The following is a 13,298-nucleotide window of genomic DNA, read 5'->3' as shown; positions in this document are numbered from 1 at the left end:
AGGCTGCTCCCATAATCGGGGGCAGCCTTTTTTGTTGGTCCCCACTCCCAAAAGTGGGGGCCGCATCAGTTACTTGCGCTTGCGCGAAGATGGGCCGGACTTACCTGCCGGGGGGCCTTTGCGGTCAAAGTTCGCGCGGCCTTTGGGCGGACCACGGCGTTCGCCAAAGGGGGGGCGGCCACCACCACCCGCACCGGGCGGGCCTTTGCGGGGAGCGGCTGCGGGTTCCACGGTCATTTCGTCCGCATCGGCGGCGGCAGCACAGGCGGCAAAGCGTTCGGCCTTGTCGGGTGCGATTTCCACCAGCGTGTGGTCGTTTACAATGCGGATTGCGCCAATATCCTGCTTTTTAATGCCGCCCAGACGGCACAGCACGGGCACCAGCCATTTGGGGTCTGCCCGGTCTGCCCGACCAACGGACAGGCGGAACCAGCTACCGTTCATGTCCGGTGCGCGTTCACGCGGCTCACGCGGGGGGGCGTTTTCGTCCCGTGGGCCACGGGTGCGGGTGGCATCGGGTGTGATCACGCGCAGGTGGGCTGGTTCGGGCAGGCTTTTGCGCCACATGCCCACAAGGGCGGTGGCAAGCTGCTCGGGGGTATGTTCGGCCACAAGGCGTGCGGTCAGGGCCTTGATGTTCTCGTTCTCTGAAGGCGGGAGCGAGAGGAAGTGCGCGCCCAGCAGGCGTTCTGCATCGGCTTCGGCAATAGCCTGCGGGCTGGGAGCGCCGCCCCATTCCGCTGTGACCTTGGCGGCCTGCAACAGGCGTTCGGCCAGACGGCGGCGTGCGGGCGGAACCAGCAGCACACAGGTACCCTTTTTGCCAGCGCGGCCTGTACGGCCAGAGCGGTGCAGCAGGGTTGCGGGGTTGGATGGCAGGCTGGCGTGGATGACCAGCCCGAGGTCTGGAATATCAATCCCACGCGCGGCCACGTCGGTTGCCACGCAAACGCGGGCCTGCCCGTGGCGCAGGCTCTCAATGGCGCGGGTACGTTCGTTCTGGCCCAGATCGCCCGAAATGGCGACGGAGGAAAAACCACGCTCGGTCAGAATGCTCTGGAGCTGACGCACAGCCTCACGCGTGTGGCAGAACACAATGGCGGAGGGGGATTCGATCAGACGCAGCACGTTAACCACGGCGCGGGCCATATCGCCCTGATCGACCAGCACGCCACGGTAGGTAATGTCGGCATGTGGGGTGTTGGTGCCTACCGTGTCCACGCGCAGGGCGTCGTGCTGGTAGCGCTTGGCAAGGCCTGCAATTTCACGCGCGATGGTGGCGGAAAACAGCAGGGTGCGGCGGTCCTGGGGGGTGGCGTCCAGCAGGGTTTCCAGCTCGTCACGGAAGCCGAGGTCGAGCATTTCGTCCGCTTCGTCCAGCACGGCGGCCTTGAGCTGAGAAAGATCAAGGTTGCCGCGCTTGAGGTGGTCGCACAGGCGGCCGGGGGTGCCGACAACAATGTGGCAGCCATTGGACAGGTTGCGTGCTTCCGTGCGGGGTTCCATGCCACCAACGCAGGAGACAATGCGTGCGCCGGTCTTGGCGTACAGCCATTCCAGTTCGCTGCGGACCTGCAGGGCCAGTTCACGCGTGGGGGCAATAACCAGCGCCAGCGGCGCACCGGCAGGCCCGCAGCGGTCTGCGTCGTTCAGGAGTGTGTCGGCCAGAGACAGGCCAAAGGCTACCGTCTTGCCCGAGCCCGTGCGGGCGGAAACAAGCAGGTCGCGGCCTTTTGCGTCATCGGCCAGAATGGCGGCTTGGACGGAAGTAGGGGCTTCAAACCCGCGCGCGGCCAGAGCCTGAGCGAGCGGGGCGGGAGCATTTTGGAAAGGCATATAAATGAGGTCCAGACAAAACAGGCATGAAAGAGGGGAATAAAGCGTCCTGTCCGGAAAGACCTCTCTCTTGTGCCGGAGCTGTATGCTGCTGACCCGCAGCACCCCGACAACGTGTAAAAGACATCCTTACTGGAAGGGTAGGTAACGGAAATCCATAAAGACTTCGCTCAGGCTGGTGTCTGGTGCGCCACCGTTGCCATCCCACGCATGAATGCGCGAATAGGCAAGCTGCACGCCAGCTTCCACCGTACCATAACGGCCTTTAAGGAAACGATACCACGCTCCGACTGTGGCTTCCATAACACTATGGATGTTACTGCCAGCGGCACAATTACTACTCAGCTCGGTATAGCATCCCGTGTTGTTGTAAGCGGGGTTGCCATAACCATAGGCATTGCCACCTTCCGAGAAGTAGCTGCGACCGGCCTGTTGGTAGCCAAAATAGCCATACACGTCAATGAGCGGGTTGGGGTGGGCGATAATTCCCGCCGTACCCTGCATGGAAAATAGCGGTGATGGCGCGCCGTTGGACTTGAGTGTGGCGTCTGGCAGCAGCACCGACCCGTAGCGGCCAATGCCGTAGCCCGCCAGCCCTGCAATGCGGACTTCCACCTTGTGCGGAATGACCGGCAGGATCATCGAGCCGCCACCCCCGCCACCCACGGCGGTGTGGTTTTTGCCCCCCCCAAGGGTGGACACGCGGTCATGCGGGAAGTGGAGAATCCCCTCCACTTCGTAATGGCCCCAGTGCGGGTCCCATGCGATTTTGCCAATCACATCAGGTGCGATTTCGTTGGGGAACAGGGCGTTGTTGGTCAGGCCCGTGCCATCGGACCCCACGGTGACTGTCTGCCCGGTGGGCAGGACGACCTGTCCGTCGGAGGAACCGGCAGCAAAGTTGTTCAGGTTGTACAGCGTGGCCGAGTTCTCAATCGACAGGCCGGTCCACAGGCGGTGGCTGAGGAAGTCCTTAACAAAGCGGAACTGCAACTGCCGCGACCATGTCTGCCCTGCCAGCATGGAGGATTCAATGGTTTCGGGCAGGCTTTCCTGTCGGGGGATAATGCCTACGCGACCGGGGGTGAGCATGCTCCACGCCTGCCCGGCAAGGAAGTGGAGGTTCTCCTTGCTGTTGTCATACGCAAGGTAGGCCTGGCGCATGCGAAAGGCGTAGCTGTTGCTCTCATACGCATCGGTCGTGGCGGCCCCTGCGCCAAAATCCATTTCGAACACGCCCGAAATGGTGGAGTATTTATCAATATTCCCGCGCGCCATGAGCGAGAGGCGGCTGTAACGCGCACTGCCTTCAAAATTGTCGGTATGGTAGCGCGGTTCGTTCTTGAACGGCGTGTCCTGCCAGAAGTTGAAGGTGCCGCTGGCGGTGTGGCGGTTGCTCTCCACGGCCGAGGCGTCAATGAACCCACCAAGGATCAGGGTGACGGGGCCAAGGTGGAACACGCCATGGTCACCCAGCGCACCGGCGGCCTGCGCACCCGCTGATTCGCGCGAGTGGGGGCCAACGCCGTTTTCCGCCACGCGGGAGATCACGTCTTCCGCGCGGTGGCCTACCACGGATTCCACGGTCGGGCTGTCCTCAGCACCACCAAATACGGGCTGGGCGTCCGGGCCACCGGCACGGAAGTGCCCGTTGCCGCCAAGGTGGTGGGTTGCGCTTGCAGCGCTCTCCTCGTCCCGGTCGGCGGAGTTTACGGCAATGCCGGCCTCATGGTCAGCGGCATCCAGACTGGCGACCTGATGGGCCGCAAGGCCGTGGTGAGCGGCCGAAGGGCCCGCATGGGCCAGTGTGCGGTGGGCCGCAATCTGCTTTTGCACGCTTACAAGGGCTTTTTGCAGCGCGCGCTGCTCGGACTGAATGCGAGAAATCTGCTGTTCCAGCGCATCGAGCGATGCCTCGTCCCCTGCGGCCATGGCTGGTGTGGCAAGGCACAGCAGCGGGCCGGAGGCCAGCATTGTGCCCATACACAGGCTGGCTTTCATGCAGTGCGCCCAAGAGGCGTGCAGGGACTTAAAGATGCGCATGCTCTCTTCATTTTCTGGCAAGTGTTGCGTTGGAACCTGTCCTGATCAGAACCATTTTAGCCCCCCTTTAGTAAAGGGAGACGTGCTTAAAAAATAATTTCAGAACAAACGCGCTTGCCGTTAAAGAAGGCGCAATAGAGTTTGAAAAAAACAGAGCATTGGGGAAAAGGAAGTCTTTTATGGCCAGAATGATCCACAGCATGCTGCGTGTGCTGGATGAACGGAAATCCGTCGCTTTTTATGGCGCAACACTGGGTTTGGCCCCAGTTGGCCGCTTTGAGTTTGATAGTTTTACACTGGTCTATCTGGCCAATGACGAGCAGAGTTTTGAGCTGGAACTGACCATCAACCACGGTCGCACGGACCCCTATGCATTGGGTGACGGATACGGGCATCTGGCAGTTTCGGTGGCCGATGTGGTGGCCGAGCATGCCCGCATGCAGGCTGATGGGCACCCGGTCACGCAGGTTAAAACCATGCAGCATGAGGGCACGGTGGTGGGGCAGTTCTTCTTCCTGACCGACCCGGATGGATACAAGATCGAGGTGCTCCAGCGCGGTGCTCCGGGCCGCTTTGTCTAACACGCAGGCAGAGCACACAGGCCGGGACACGGGCACCCCCGCCATGCTATGCCTGTCAGGGCCAACAGGGCGCTCACCCGTGCGGGTGGGGCATGGCATCTAGGTCTGAATTGGCATATAAGGCGCGCAATGCTGACCTCTTTTTACAAAATGCACGGTCTGGGGAATGACTTTGTCATCCTCGACGCGCGGATAGGCGCGCTGCCCCTGACCCCCGACCGCATTGCGGCCCTCGCGCACCGCCGCCGGGGCATTGGGTGTGACCAGCTTGTCACCCTGCACCCCCCCGTTGCACCGGGGGCGGATGTGTTCGTGCGGTTTTTTAACCCCGATGGGTCAGAGGCCGGGGCCTGCGGCAATGCCTCGCGCTGCGTGGCCGACCTTGTGTGGCGGCAGACAGGTAACGCCACACCCGTGCTGCAAACCAGTGCGGGCGTGCTGCCCACCCGGCGCGAGCCAGACGGGCAGGTTACGGTGGATATGGGTGCCCCACGCATCCATTGGCAGGAAGTGCCACTGGCTGCGGCGGTGGATACCCTGCACCTGCCCTTGCCGGGCGACCCGGCGGCGGCCTCCATGGGTAACCCGCACGCCACGTTCTTTGTGCCCGATTTTGCTATGCTGGCGCAGGGTGCGGCACTGGAGCATAACCCCATTTTTCCCGATCGGGCCAATATCGGCTTTGCCCGCATGGACAGCCCCGAGCGCATGCGCCTGAAGGTGCATGAACGTGGTGCGGGTGTGACCGAGGCCTGTGGCTCGGGTGCCTGTGCCGCCGTGGTCAACGCCGTGCGGCGGGGGCTGGCTGCGCGCACCTGCACGGTGGAACTGGATGGCGGCACTTTGCGCATTACATGGTCGGAGCAGACCAACCATGTGCTCATGACCGGCCCTGCCACCACGGCTTTTGAAGGGACGGTCGATCTGGCCGCCTACCCGCAATGACCACCCGGCCTGAAATCCTGACCTTTGGCTGCCGCCTGAACACGTGGGAGAGCGAGGTCATGCGCGACCACGCGCAGGGGCTGGGTAACGTGATTATCGTCAACACCTGCGCGGTCACGGGCGAGGCAGAGCGGCAGGCAAGGCAGGCCATCCGCCGTGCCCACCGCGAAAACCCCGATGCCCGCATTGTGGTGACCGGCTGCGCCGCCCAGATCCACCCCGAAAACTGGTCCGCCCTGCCCGGCGTGACCCGCGTTCTGGGGAATGAGGAAAAACTGAAGGCCGAAAGCTGGTCCCCCGCAGCACTGGCCGAACCCGTAGCCGTGTCCGACATTATGGCGGCAAGGGAAACAGCGGCCCATCTGGTCACCGAGTTTGCAGGCCGCACCCGTGCGTTTGTGCAGGTGCAGCAGGGGTGCGACCACCGCTGCACGTTCTGCATCATTCCCTTCGGGCGTGGGCCTTCACGCTCCGTGCCGGTGGGGGCGGTGGTGGAGCAGGTGCGCGCACTGGTGCAGTCCGGCTACCGCGAGGTGGTGCTGACGGGCGTGGACATGACCTCCTGGGGGGCAGACCTGCCGGGCAAGCCGGTGCTGGGGCAGTTGTGCCGCCGCGTGCTGCGGCTGGTGCCCGAGCTGGAGCGGCTGCGCCTGTCCTCGGTCGATCCGGTGGAAATAGATGAGGACATCTGGCAACTGCTGGAGGCGGAGCCCCGGTTCATGCCGTACCTGCACCTTTCGTTGCAGGCAGGTTCGGACCTTATTCTCAAGCGCATGAAGCGCCGCCATCTTGTGCAGGACGCAGCCCATGTTGTGGCCCGCGCCAGAAGCCTGCGGCCCGATATTGGCATAGGTGCGGACCTGATTGCAGGCTTCCCCACCGAGGATGACACCCTGTTCGAGCAGACGCGCGCCTTTGTGGCGGACATGGCGCTGCCTTACCTGCATGTTTTCCCCTACAGCGAGCGTGAGGGCACGCCAGCAGCCCGTATGCGTGCGGTGCCCGTGCCCCAGCGCAAGGCCCGTGCGGCCAGCCTGCGTGCGGTGGGGGCCGCATCTGCGGCGCGTTACTACGCAAGCCTGCTGGGCCAGCCCCAGCGCGTGCTGATGGAAACCCCCACAACAGGACATAGCGAGCAGTTTGCACCAGTCCGCCTGACCGGGGCGGATGCCTCGGTGGGGGATATCCTCTCCCTTCTGCCTGTGGCGGTGGAAGAGGGCGGACTGGTGGCGGAAAGGATCTAGAATGGCGCTTGGTTTTTTCTCCCGTCTCAAGGAGGGGCTGTCCCGCTCCACCCAAAAGCTGGGTGGCGGGCTTACGGGTATTTTTACCCGCCGCAAACTTGATGACGAAGCGCTGGAGGAGCTGGAGGACCTGCTGATTACCGCAGACCTTGGCCCCGGCGTTGCGCAGAAGGTGATCGAGTCCTTCCGCACCTCCCGCTTTGGCACCGAGGTCACGGATGAGGAAATCCGGCTTGCACTCGCGCAGGAAATTGCCAGTATTCTCGAACCCGTAGCCATACCGTTTACCCCGGACCCCGCCCACAAACCGCATGTTGTGCTGGTTGTGGGGGTCAATGGCGTGGGCAAGACCACGACCATTGGCAAAATGGCGCGCTTTTTTTCCGACCGTGGCAGCAAGGTCATGATGGTGGCGGGCGATACGTTCCGCGCCGCCGCCGTGGAGCAGCTCCAGATCTGGGGCGAGCGCACGGGCTGCCCGGTTATTGCAGGCCCACAGGGGGCGGATGCGGCAGGGCTTGCGTACGAGGCCCTCAAGCGTGGCAAGGCCGAGGGAGCGGACCTTCTGTTCGTGGATACGGCGGGGCGGCTGCACAATAAATCGGCCCTGATGGAAGAGCTGGCAAAAATTATTCGCGTCATGCGCAAGTTTGACGAGAGTGCCCCCCATTCGGTCCTGCTGGTGCTGGATGCGACCACGGGGCAGAATGCGGTGGAGCAGGTGCGCGTTTTTCGCGAACTTGTGAACGTGAGCGGGCTGGTGGTGACCAAACTGGACGGCTCGGCCCGTGGCGGTATTGTTGTGGCGCTGGCTGATGGATTTGGCCTGCCCGTTCATGCCGTGGGAGTGGGCGAACAGGTAGAGGATCTGCGGCCTTTTTCCGCTATGGACTATGCGCGTGGGCTGGTTGGTCTGCCCGGAACAGAGTGATTGGCGGGGTGGCGCAAATGCCGCGGACCAATATTTTGGACCACAAGCCTGCTAAGGTTTCTTGACAGGATATGGTAGCCCCGTTAGCAAGCGCCTGCACCCCCATGGGAGGTGCGAGGTATGCGTGAGGAAAAAAACGATTCCTTTAACGCCAGATTGAAGTCGGCAGAGCGCCGTTACGGTCTGGTCAAGGAGGAAAAACCACCCGTTGATGCAAATGAGGAGGCCGACAGGTCACTCGCAGCATTGGCGTTCAGAGCCGGGACAGAAATGATCGCGGGGCTGGTTGTGGGGGTTGCCATAGGGTGGGAGCTGGATCACTGGCTCCATACACGGGCGTTGTTCCTTGTCATCTTCGCGCTTTTGGGTGGTAGCGCCGGAATGCTGAATGTTTGGCGTCTGGTCAGGACGATGGACGTAAAGTAAGAAGCTGAAGCCCGAAGGTCGATTCGGGGCAAGGTCTAGGAGAGCGGTTGTGGCGGGCGGTTCCAGCATTAACGTACTTGAACAGTTTGAGCTCCACCCCGTTCTTGGCGGGCTGGGCGAGGCCCTGCGCTTCAGCCAGTCTCCGCTGTACATGATCGCGGCAGTCTGCCTTGTTCTTGCGTTCCTGTATTTTGGCATGCGCCCCGCAGCGGTGGTGCCCGGTCGCCTGCAGGCCGCGGCAGAAGTCTGCTACGAATTCATTCATAACATGGCTGTGGATACAATCGGGCCGGAGGGTACAGCCTTCTTCCCGTTCGTGTTCACCCTGTTCTTCTTCATTCTGGCGGGGAACTACATCGGGCTTCTGCCGTTCTCCTTCACCTTCACCAGCCACATTGCCGTTACGTTCGCCATGGCGTTCATGGTGTTCCTGCTGACTGTTGTTGTTTCGCTCAAGGTGCAGGGTCTGCGGTTTTTCGCACACTTCATGCCGGACGGCGCCAGCCCCTTTCTGGCCCCCCTGCTGATCCCGATCGAGATTCTCTCGTTCCTCTCCCGCCCCGTGAGCCTGTCCATCCGACTGTTCGCCAACATGGTGGCCGGACACGTCATGTTCGATATTTTCGCAAGCTTTGTTGTCATGCTCGCCAGTTTTGGCGTAGTGGGTGACGTGTTTGCGATCGGGCCGATCGCCATTAACGTGGCGCTTATGGCTCTTGAGTTGCTTGTTGGGGTATTGCAGGCCTATGTGTTTGCCATTCTGACGTGCATCTACCTGCGGGAGGCCGTGGCTCACTGAGCTGCTTTGCCCGTTTAGTTTGAAACTGTCTTGAAACAAGGAAGTGACTGATATGGACATCGCTGCAGCCCGGGAAATCGGTGCAGGTATCGCCGTTATCGCCCTCGCCGGCGTTGGTATCGGCCTCGGCAACATCTTCTCCACGCTGGTCAGCAGCATTGCCCGTAACCCGGCGGCTCGCCCGCACGTGTTCGGTCTGGGCATGCTCGGCTTCGCACTGACAGAAGCTATCGCCCTGTTCGCGCTGCTGATCGCATTCCTGATCCTCTTCGTCTGAGATCGGGAAAACAAGAGGAGACATTCCTGTGGGTGTGATTACGAAGACAGTTCGTGCCGGACTGCTTGCAACGGTTTGCGGCGTTTCTTTGCTGGCCGTTTCGGCACCTGGTGCATACGCCACGGGAATGCCTCAGCTTGACTTTGCCAACCCACTTGTGACCGGTCAGGTCATGTGGGGGGCAATTATTTTCTTCGTCTTCTATCTTGTTCTCAGCAAGGCCATGCTGCCGGGTGTTGCCCGCGTTCTGCATGACCGTAGCCAGCGTATTACAGGTGACCTTGAGGTCGCCCGGTCCGCTAAACAGGATGCTGACAAAGCCGTAGCCGAACTCCAGCAGGCCCGCAAAGATGCCATGGCAGAAGCCCAGGCGCATCTTCAGAAGGTTCTGGACGAGGAACACCGTACGGCCGACCAGCAGATGCAGGAAATCAACGCACGTCTGGCTTCCGAAATTGCGGATGCCGAAAAGAACGTTGCGGCAGAAAAAGCGCGGGCCTTGAGCGCGCTTAAAGAAATTGCGGCCGATACCACTCAGGCGCTGGTTCAGCGGCTGACCGGTGTTGTGCCAGACGCCCAGCTTGTTGCCCGGAATGTTGAAAGCGCGTCAGCGCATCGCAGCATCATCTGATCCGTTCTCAGGGGAATTTTGGTCATGACTGACATTTTTCATGTAGCGGGTTTCTGGGTCGCTGTATCGTTTGTTCTGTTCTTTGTGCTGGCCGGTAAAAAGCTGTGGACGCCAATTGCGGCCATTCTGGATAGCCGTGCCAACCTGATCCGTGAGGAACTGGACGAAGCAGCCCGCCTGCGCCGCGAAGCTGAGCAGATGCTCGAAGACGCAACGCGTGAGCGTGAACAGGCTCTGGCGGAAGCCAAGTCCCTTATCGAGCAGTCCCGCATCAAAGCGGACGAAATGGCCAAACAGGCCCGTGCTGAAGCCGAAGCCGCCGTGCGCCGCCATGAACAGATGGCCCGTGACCGGATTGCAGCGGTTGAACGCGCCGCGGTCAAGGAAGTGCGTCAGCTTGCCATTGATGTGGCAATTAACGCAGCCCACAGCATTATCCCGCAGACCATTGATGAGCAAAAAGCCTCCGCACTGGTCGATCAGGCTCTGGCTGACCTGCCTGCTGCGTTCTCCCGTCAGGCAGCCTAGGCTCATCTCCCTTCAGGGTTCATATGTATGACACAAACGGTGCAAACCTCTGTGTCGCAGGTAAACGATGTTCAGCCCGAGCTGAGCATCGTTATTGCTGTTCTGGACGAGCAGGATAACCTACCGCAGGTGTGCCGCGAACTGGCGGAAGCCTGCCAGAGCCTTCCTCCATCGGAAGTGGTGTTTGTTAACGATGGGAGCCGGGACAACACGGTAGCCGTGCTGCGCCAGCTCCGGCATGACTGCCTGCCCAACCTGCGCATTCTCTCGCACGATCATCGCTGCGGTAAGTCCGCGGGCCTGCGCACGGGCATTACGGCAGCCAAAGGCCAGTGGATTGCCACGATTGATGGCGATGGGCAGGACGACCCGCGTGAACTGGTCGCACTCCTGGCGCTGGCACAGGCGGCCAAGGGCACCGCCCCTCTGGTGGTGGGTGTGCGCGCCAAGCGTAAAGATGGCTGGTCGCGCCGCTTTGCCACGCGCTTTGCCAATGGTCTGCGGCAGAAGCTGCTACAGGACCACTGCCCGGATACGGGAGCCCCGATCAAAATTTTTCGGCGTGAGGATTTTTTGCGCCTGCCCCAGTTTGAAGGGCTGCATCGGTTCCTGCCTGCTTTTTTTGCGTCCTATGGCGTGCCGCTGGTGTGCCACCCTGTCTCGCACAGGCCAAGGCTGCATGGGCAGTCCAAATACACCAATTTTAACCGGGCCGTGGTCGGGGTCCGGGACCTGCTGGGCGTCATGTGGCTGCGTAACCGCACGCGGCTGCCCAAAACGGTTGATGAATGCTAAGGCCCGCACGCAGCGCTCATTCCCTGCCTTGGCGTGTGTTGCTGCTGATCGGTCTGGCGGCTTTTGTGCTGTTTCTGCCCGGCCGCATGACAACTCCCCCGTTTGACCGGGATGAACCACGTTACATGGAAGCATCGGCCCAGATGCTGGAGACGCACAACTACATAGATGTGCGCTTTCAGGACAAGCCGCGCTACCTTCAGCCCGCCGGTATTTACTGGCTAGAATCCATGGCAGTTAAGGCCGTGGGCATGGAGTATGCCCGCACGGTGTGGCCGTACCGTATTCCTTCCCTGCTGGCCATGACCGGAGCGGTGGTGCTGACCGCCATAATGGGGGCCAGCCTGTTTGGGGCCATGGCCGGGGTCGGGGCTGCGGTCCTGCTGATGGCCTCTGTGCTGGTGGCGGCGGAAAGCCGTATGGGCACGATTGATTCGTGCCTGTTGCTCAGTGTGCTGGTGGCCCAGTACGCGCTGGTGCGGGCACTGGCAGACAGGGAGGCAGCACGCGCCACACCTGCGGGCACGGCGCTGCTGTTCTGGGGCGCTGTGGGCTGCGGGCTTATGCTCAAAGGCCCGGTTGTGCTTATTCCCTCCCTTGCAACGCCGCTGGCCATGGGCTGGGTGGAGCGTAATCTGGACCTGTGGCGCAGGCTGCGCCCGGTATGGGGCTGGCTTGTGGCTGCTGCTGTGGTGCTGCCGTGGTGCGTGGCCATTGGGGTGGTCAGCCATGGCGAGTTCTTCCGGCGCGCGGTGGGGGGGAACTTTCTGGGCAAGGTGGCTTCCGGGCAGGAGGCGCACGGCCTGCCGCCGGGCTACCACCTGCTTGTGTTCCTGATCGCATTCTGGCCCGGCTCCTACTTTGCCGCCAGTGTGCTGCCGCAGGCATGGCGGGAGCGGCGCACTCTGCCGGTGCGTTACCTGCTGTGCTGGATTGTGCCGCACTGGGTGGTGTTTGAAAGCATAGCAACCAAGCTGCCCCATTACGTGCTGCCCACATACCCCGCCATTGCCATACTGAGTGCGGGCCTGCTGGCGCAAAGTGGTATGGTGTGGCGGAACGGCCCGCAGACCCGCTGGGGCCGCCTGCTGCTTGGGGCCTATGCCGTTTTGTGGGGTTTTGCCGGCTGTGCACTGGCCGCAGCGGGGCCACTTTTATTGTGGACGCTGGAGCGCCAGTTCAGTGTTCCCGCCCTTGTGCTGGCGGGTGGCGTTCTGCCTCTGGTTGGGCTGGCGGTGTGGCAGATCTGGCGGGCAGAGCTATGTTATGCAGCACTGAGCAGCTGTGTTGCAGCGGCCTTGTTATATGTGGGGCTGTTTACGGTTGTGGTGCCGCAGTTGCGCAGCATCTGGCTGGCACCCCGTCTGGTGGCGCTGGTGCAGGCGCATAAACCCTGCGCGCAGACACAGGTTTATTCCGTTTCCTTTACCGAGCCCAGTCTGGTGTTCCTGATCGGGGGCAAGGTGGTGCTGGGGAGCCCCGCACAGGCCGCACAGGCTATGCGCGACCACCCGGCCTGCACCGCAGCCCTTGTGGATGTGCGTGAGCGCAAGGCGTTTATGGAGGCACTGGGGGCGGAAGCACCAAAGGCGTTCAGCCGTGGCACGGTTGCAGGGTTGAACTATTCCAACGGCCACGCCATGGCGATCAGCCTTTACACGCTGGACACTCCAGCGGTGGATAAAACACCACACTAAATCTCGCCATCGGGGCGGTGGGGGCGGGCAAAGGTGGAGGGTTCGAAAAACTCTCTGGTTTTGGGCCTCTCTGTGTGATTCCATCACTCCTATATTGATTGGGGTATGGAAGATGAAGCAGCCTGGTTTTTTTGATGTTGAAGAGCGTCTTGCTCGGCTGAGCGGGCTTGGCGATCAGCTGGAGGCCTTTTCCCGGACTGTGGATTTTGAGGTGTTCCGCCCTGATCTGGAACTGGCTCTGGCCTATTCAGACGGAAGTAAAGGCGGACGTCCGCCGTTTGATCCGGTGCTGATGTTCAAAATTCTGGTCATCCAGACGTTGAACAATTTGTCTGATGAACGGACAGAGTATCTGATCAACGACCGCCTGTCGTTCATGCGCTTTCTGGGATTGGGGCTGTCGGACCGCGTGCCGGATGCCAAAACGGTCTGGCTGTTTCGTGAGCGTTTGATGCAGGCGGGTGCCATTGAAAGGCTGTTTGACCGATTTGACGCGACCCTGCGGAACGCCGGTTATCTCCCGATGTCCGGCCAGATCCTGGATGCAACACTGGTGGCTGCTCCA

Annotated in this window: 14 protein-coding genes; 12 read left to right on the top strand and 2 right to left on the bottom strand. The window is 61.5% G+C overall.

From position 1 onward, the window contains the following. Window positions 1–69: 69 nt before the first annotated feature. Both GOB86_RS06850 and GOB86_RS06845 read right to left on the bottom strand, forming a co-directional pair. Entirely contained in the window at window positions 70–1,836 is a 1,767-nt protein-coding gene (locus GOB86_RS06850; protein ID WP_165991621.1) for a DEAD/DEAH box helicase, read from the bottom strand. Window positions 1,837–1,965: 129 nt separating this feature from the next. After that, window positions 1,966–3,879, bottom strand: a complete 1,914-nt coding sequence (locus GOB86_RS06845) for a hypothetical protein (RefSeq protein WP_242012539.1) — start codon at window positions 3,877–3,879, stop codon at window positions 1,966–1,968. A 179-nt stretch (window positions 3,880–4,058) separates the two neighbouring features. On the opposite strand from GOB86_RS06845, the gene GOB86_RS06840 reads away from it, so the two are divergent. The 12 genes from GOB86_RS06840 to GOB86_RS06785 all read left to right on the top strand — a co-directional run. Further along, on the top strand, window positions 4,059–4,460 hold the full coding sequence (locus GOB86_RS06840; RefSeq protein WP_165991620.1) for a VOC family protein: 402 nt from the start codon (window positions 4,059–4,061) through the stop codon (window positions 4,458–4,460). Window positions 4,461–4,589: 129 nt separating this feature from the next. Further along, on the top strand, window positions 4,590–5,405 hold the full coding sequence (gene dapF / locus GOB86_RS06835) for a diaminopimelate epimerase (protein ID WP_165991619.1): 816 nt from the start codon (window positions 4,590–4,592) through the stop codon (window positions 5,403–5,405). Further along, window positions 5,402–6,649, top strand: coding sequence for a tRNA (N(6)-L-threonylcarbamoyladenosine(37)-C(2))-methylthiotransferase MtaB (gene mtaB / locus GOB86_RS06830; protein ID WP_165991618.1), 1,248 nt, complete (start codon window positions 5,402–5,404; stop codon window positions 6,647–6,649). Before dapF ends, mtaB begins: the two co-directional genes overlap by 4 nt. Window position 6,650: 1 nt before the next feature. Beyond that, window positions 6,651–7,580 (top strand): signal recognition particle-docking protein FtsY, encoded by a 930-nt coding sequence (ftsY, locus tag GOB86_RS06825; protein ID WP_165991617.1) that lies wholly within the window; start codon window positions 6,651–6,653, stop codon window positions 7,578–7,580. Between the two features lie 120 nt (window positions 7,581–7,700). Then, window positions 7,701–8,006, top strand: coding sequence for an AtpZ/AtpI family protein (locus GOB86_RS06820; RefSeq protein WP_165991616.1), 306 nt, complete (start codon window positions 7,701–7,703; stop codon window positions 8,004–8,006). Window positions 8,007–8,055: 49 nt separating this feature from the next. Continuing rightward, complete coding sequence (locus tag GOB86_RS06815) at window positions 8,056–8,805, top strand: F0F1 ATP synthase subunit A (protein ID WP_165991615.1); 750 nt, start codon at window positions 8,056–8,058, stop codon at window positions 8,803–8,805. Window positions 8,806–8,857: 52 nt separating this feature from the next. Then, window positions 8,858–9,082 (top strand): ATP synthase subunit C family protein, encoded by a 225-nt coding sequence (locus tag GOB86_RS06810; protein WP_025828682.1) that lies wholly within the window; start codon window positions 8,858–8,860, stop codon window positions 9,080–9,082. A gap of 28 nt (window positions 9,083–9,110) precedes the next feature. After that, on the top strand, window positions 9,111–9,713 hold the full coding sequence (locus GOB86_RS06805) for a F0F1 ATP synthase subunit B family protein (RefSeq protein WP_165991614.1): 603 nt from the start codon (window positions 9,111–9,113) through the stop codon (window positions 9,711–9,713). 33 nt (window positions 9,714–9,746) lie between these two features. Then, the gene (gene atpF, locus GOB86_RS06800; RefSeq protein WP_408737341.1) at window positions 9,747–10,241 is read left to right on the top strand and encodes a F0F1 ATP synthase subunit B; all 495 of its coding nucleotides are present in this window, start codon (window positions 9,747–9,749) and stop codon (window positions 10,239–10,241) included. A gap of 27 nt (window positions 10,242–10,268) precedes the next feature. Continuing rightward, complete coding sequence (locus GOB86_RS06795; protein ID WP_165991612.1) at window positions 10,269–11,036, top strand: glycosyltransferase; 768 nt, start codon at window positions 10,269–10,271, stop codon at window positions 11,034–11,036. Beyond that, window positions 11,030–12,733 (top strand): ArnT family glycosyltransferase, encoded by a 1,704-nt coding sequence (locus tag GOB86_RS06790; protein ID WP_165991611.1) that lies wholly within the window; start codon window positions 11,030–11,032, stop codon window positions 12,731–12,733. The genes GOB86_RS06795 and GOB86_RS06790 overlap by 7 nt, the downstream gene beginning before the upstream one ends. Window positions 12,734–12,845: 112 nt before the next feature. After that, on the top strand, window positions 12,846–13,298 hold a 453-nt coding region (locus GOB86_RS06785; protein ID WP_165991610.1), incomplete at its 3' end, for a transposase.

The sequence above is a fragment of the Acetobacter lambici genome (assembly GCF_011516885.1).
In the GTDB taxonomy this organism is placed as follows: domain Bacteria; phylum Pseudomonadota; class Alphaproteobacteria; order Acetobacterales; family Acetobacteraceae; genus Acetobacter; species Acetobacter lambici.
Note: the sequence above shows the minus strand (reverse complement) of the source record. Positions and strands in the feature narration are given on the sequence as shown.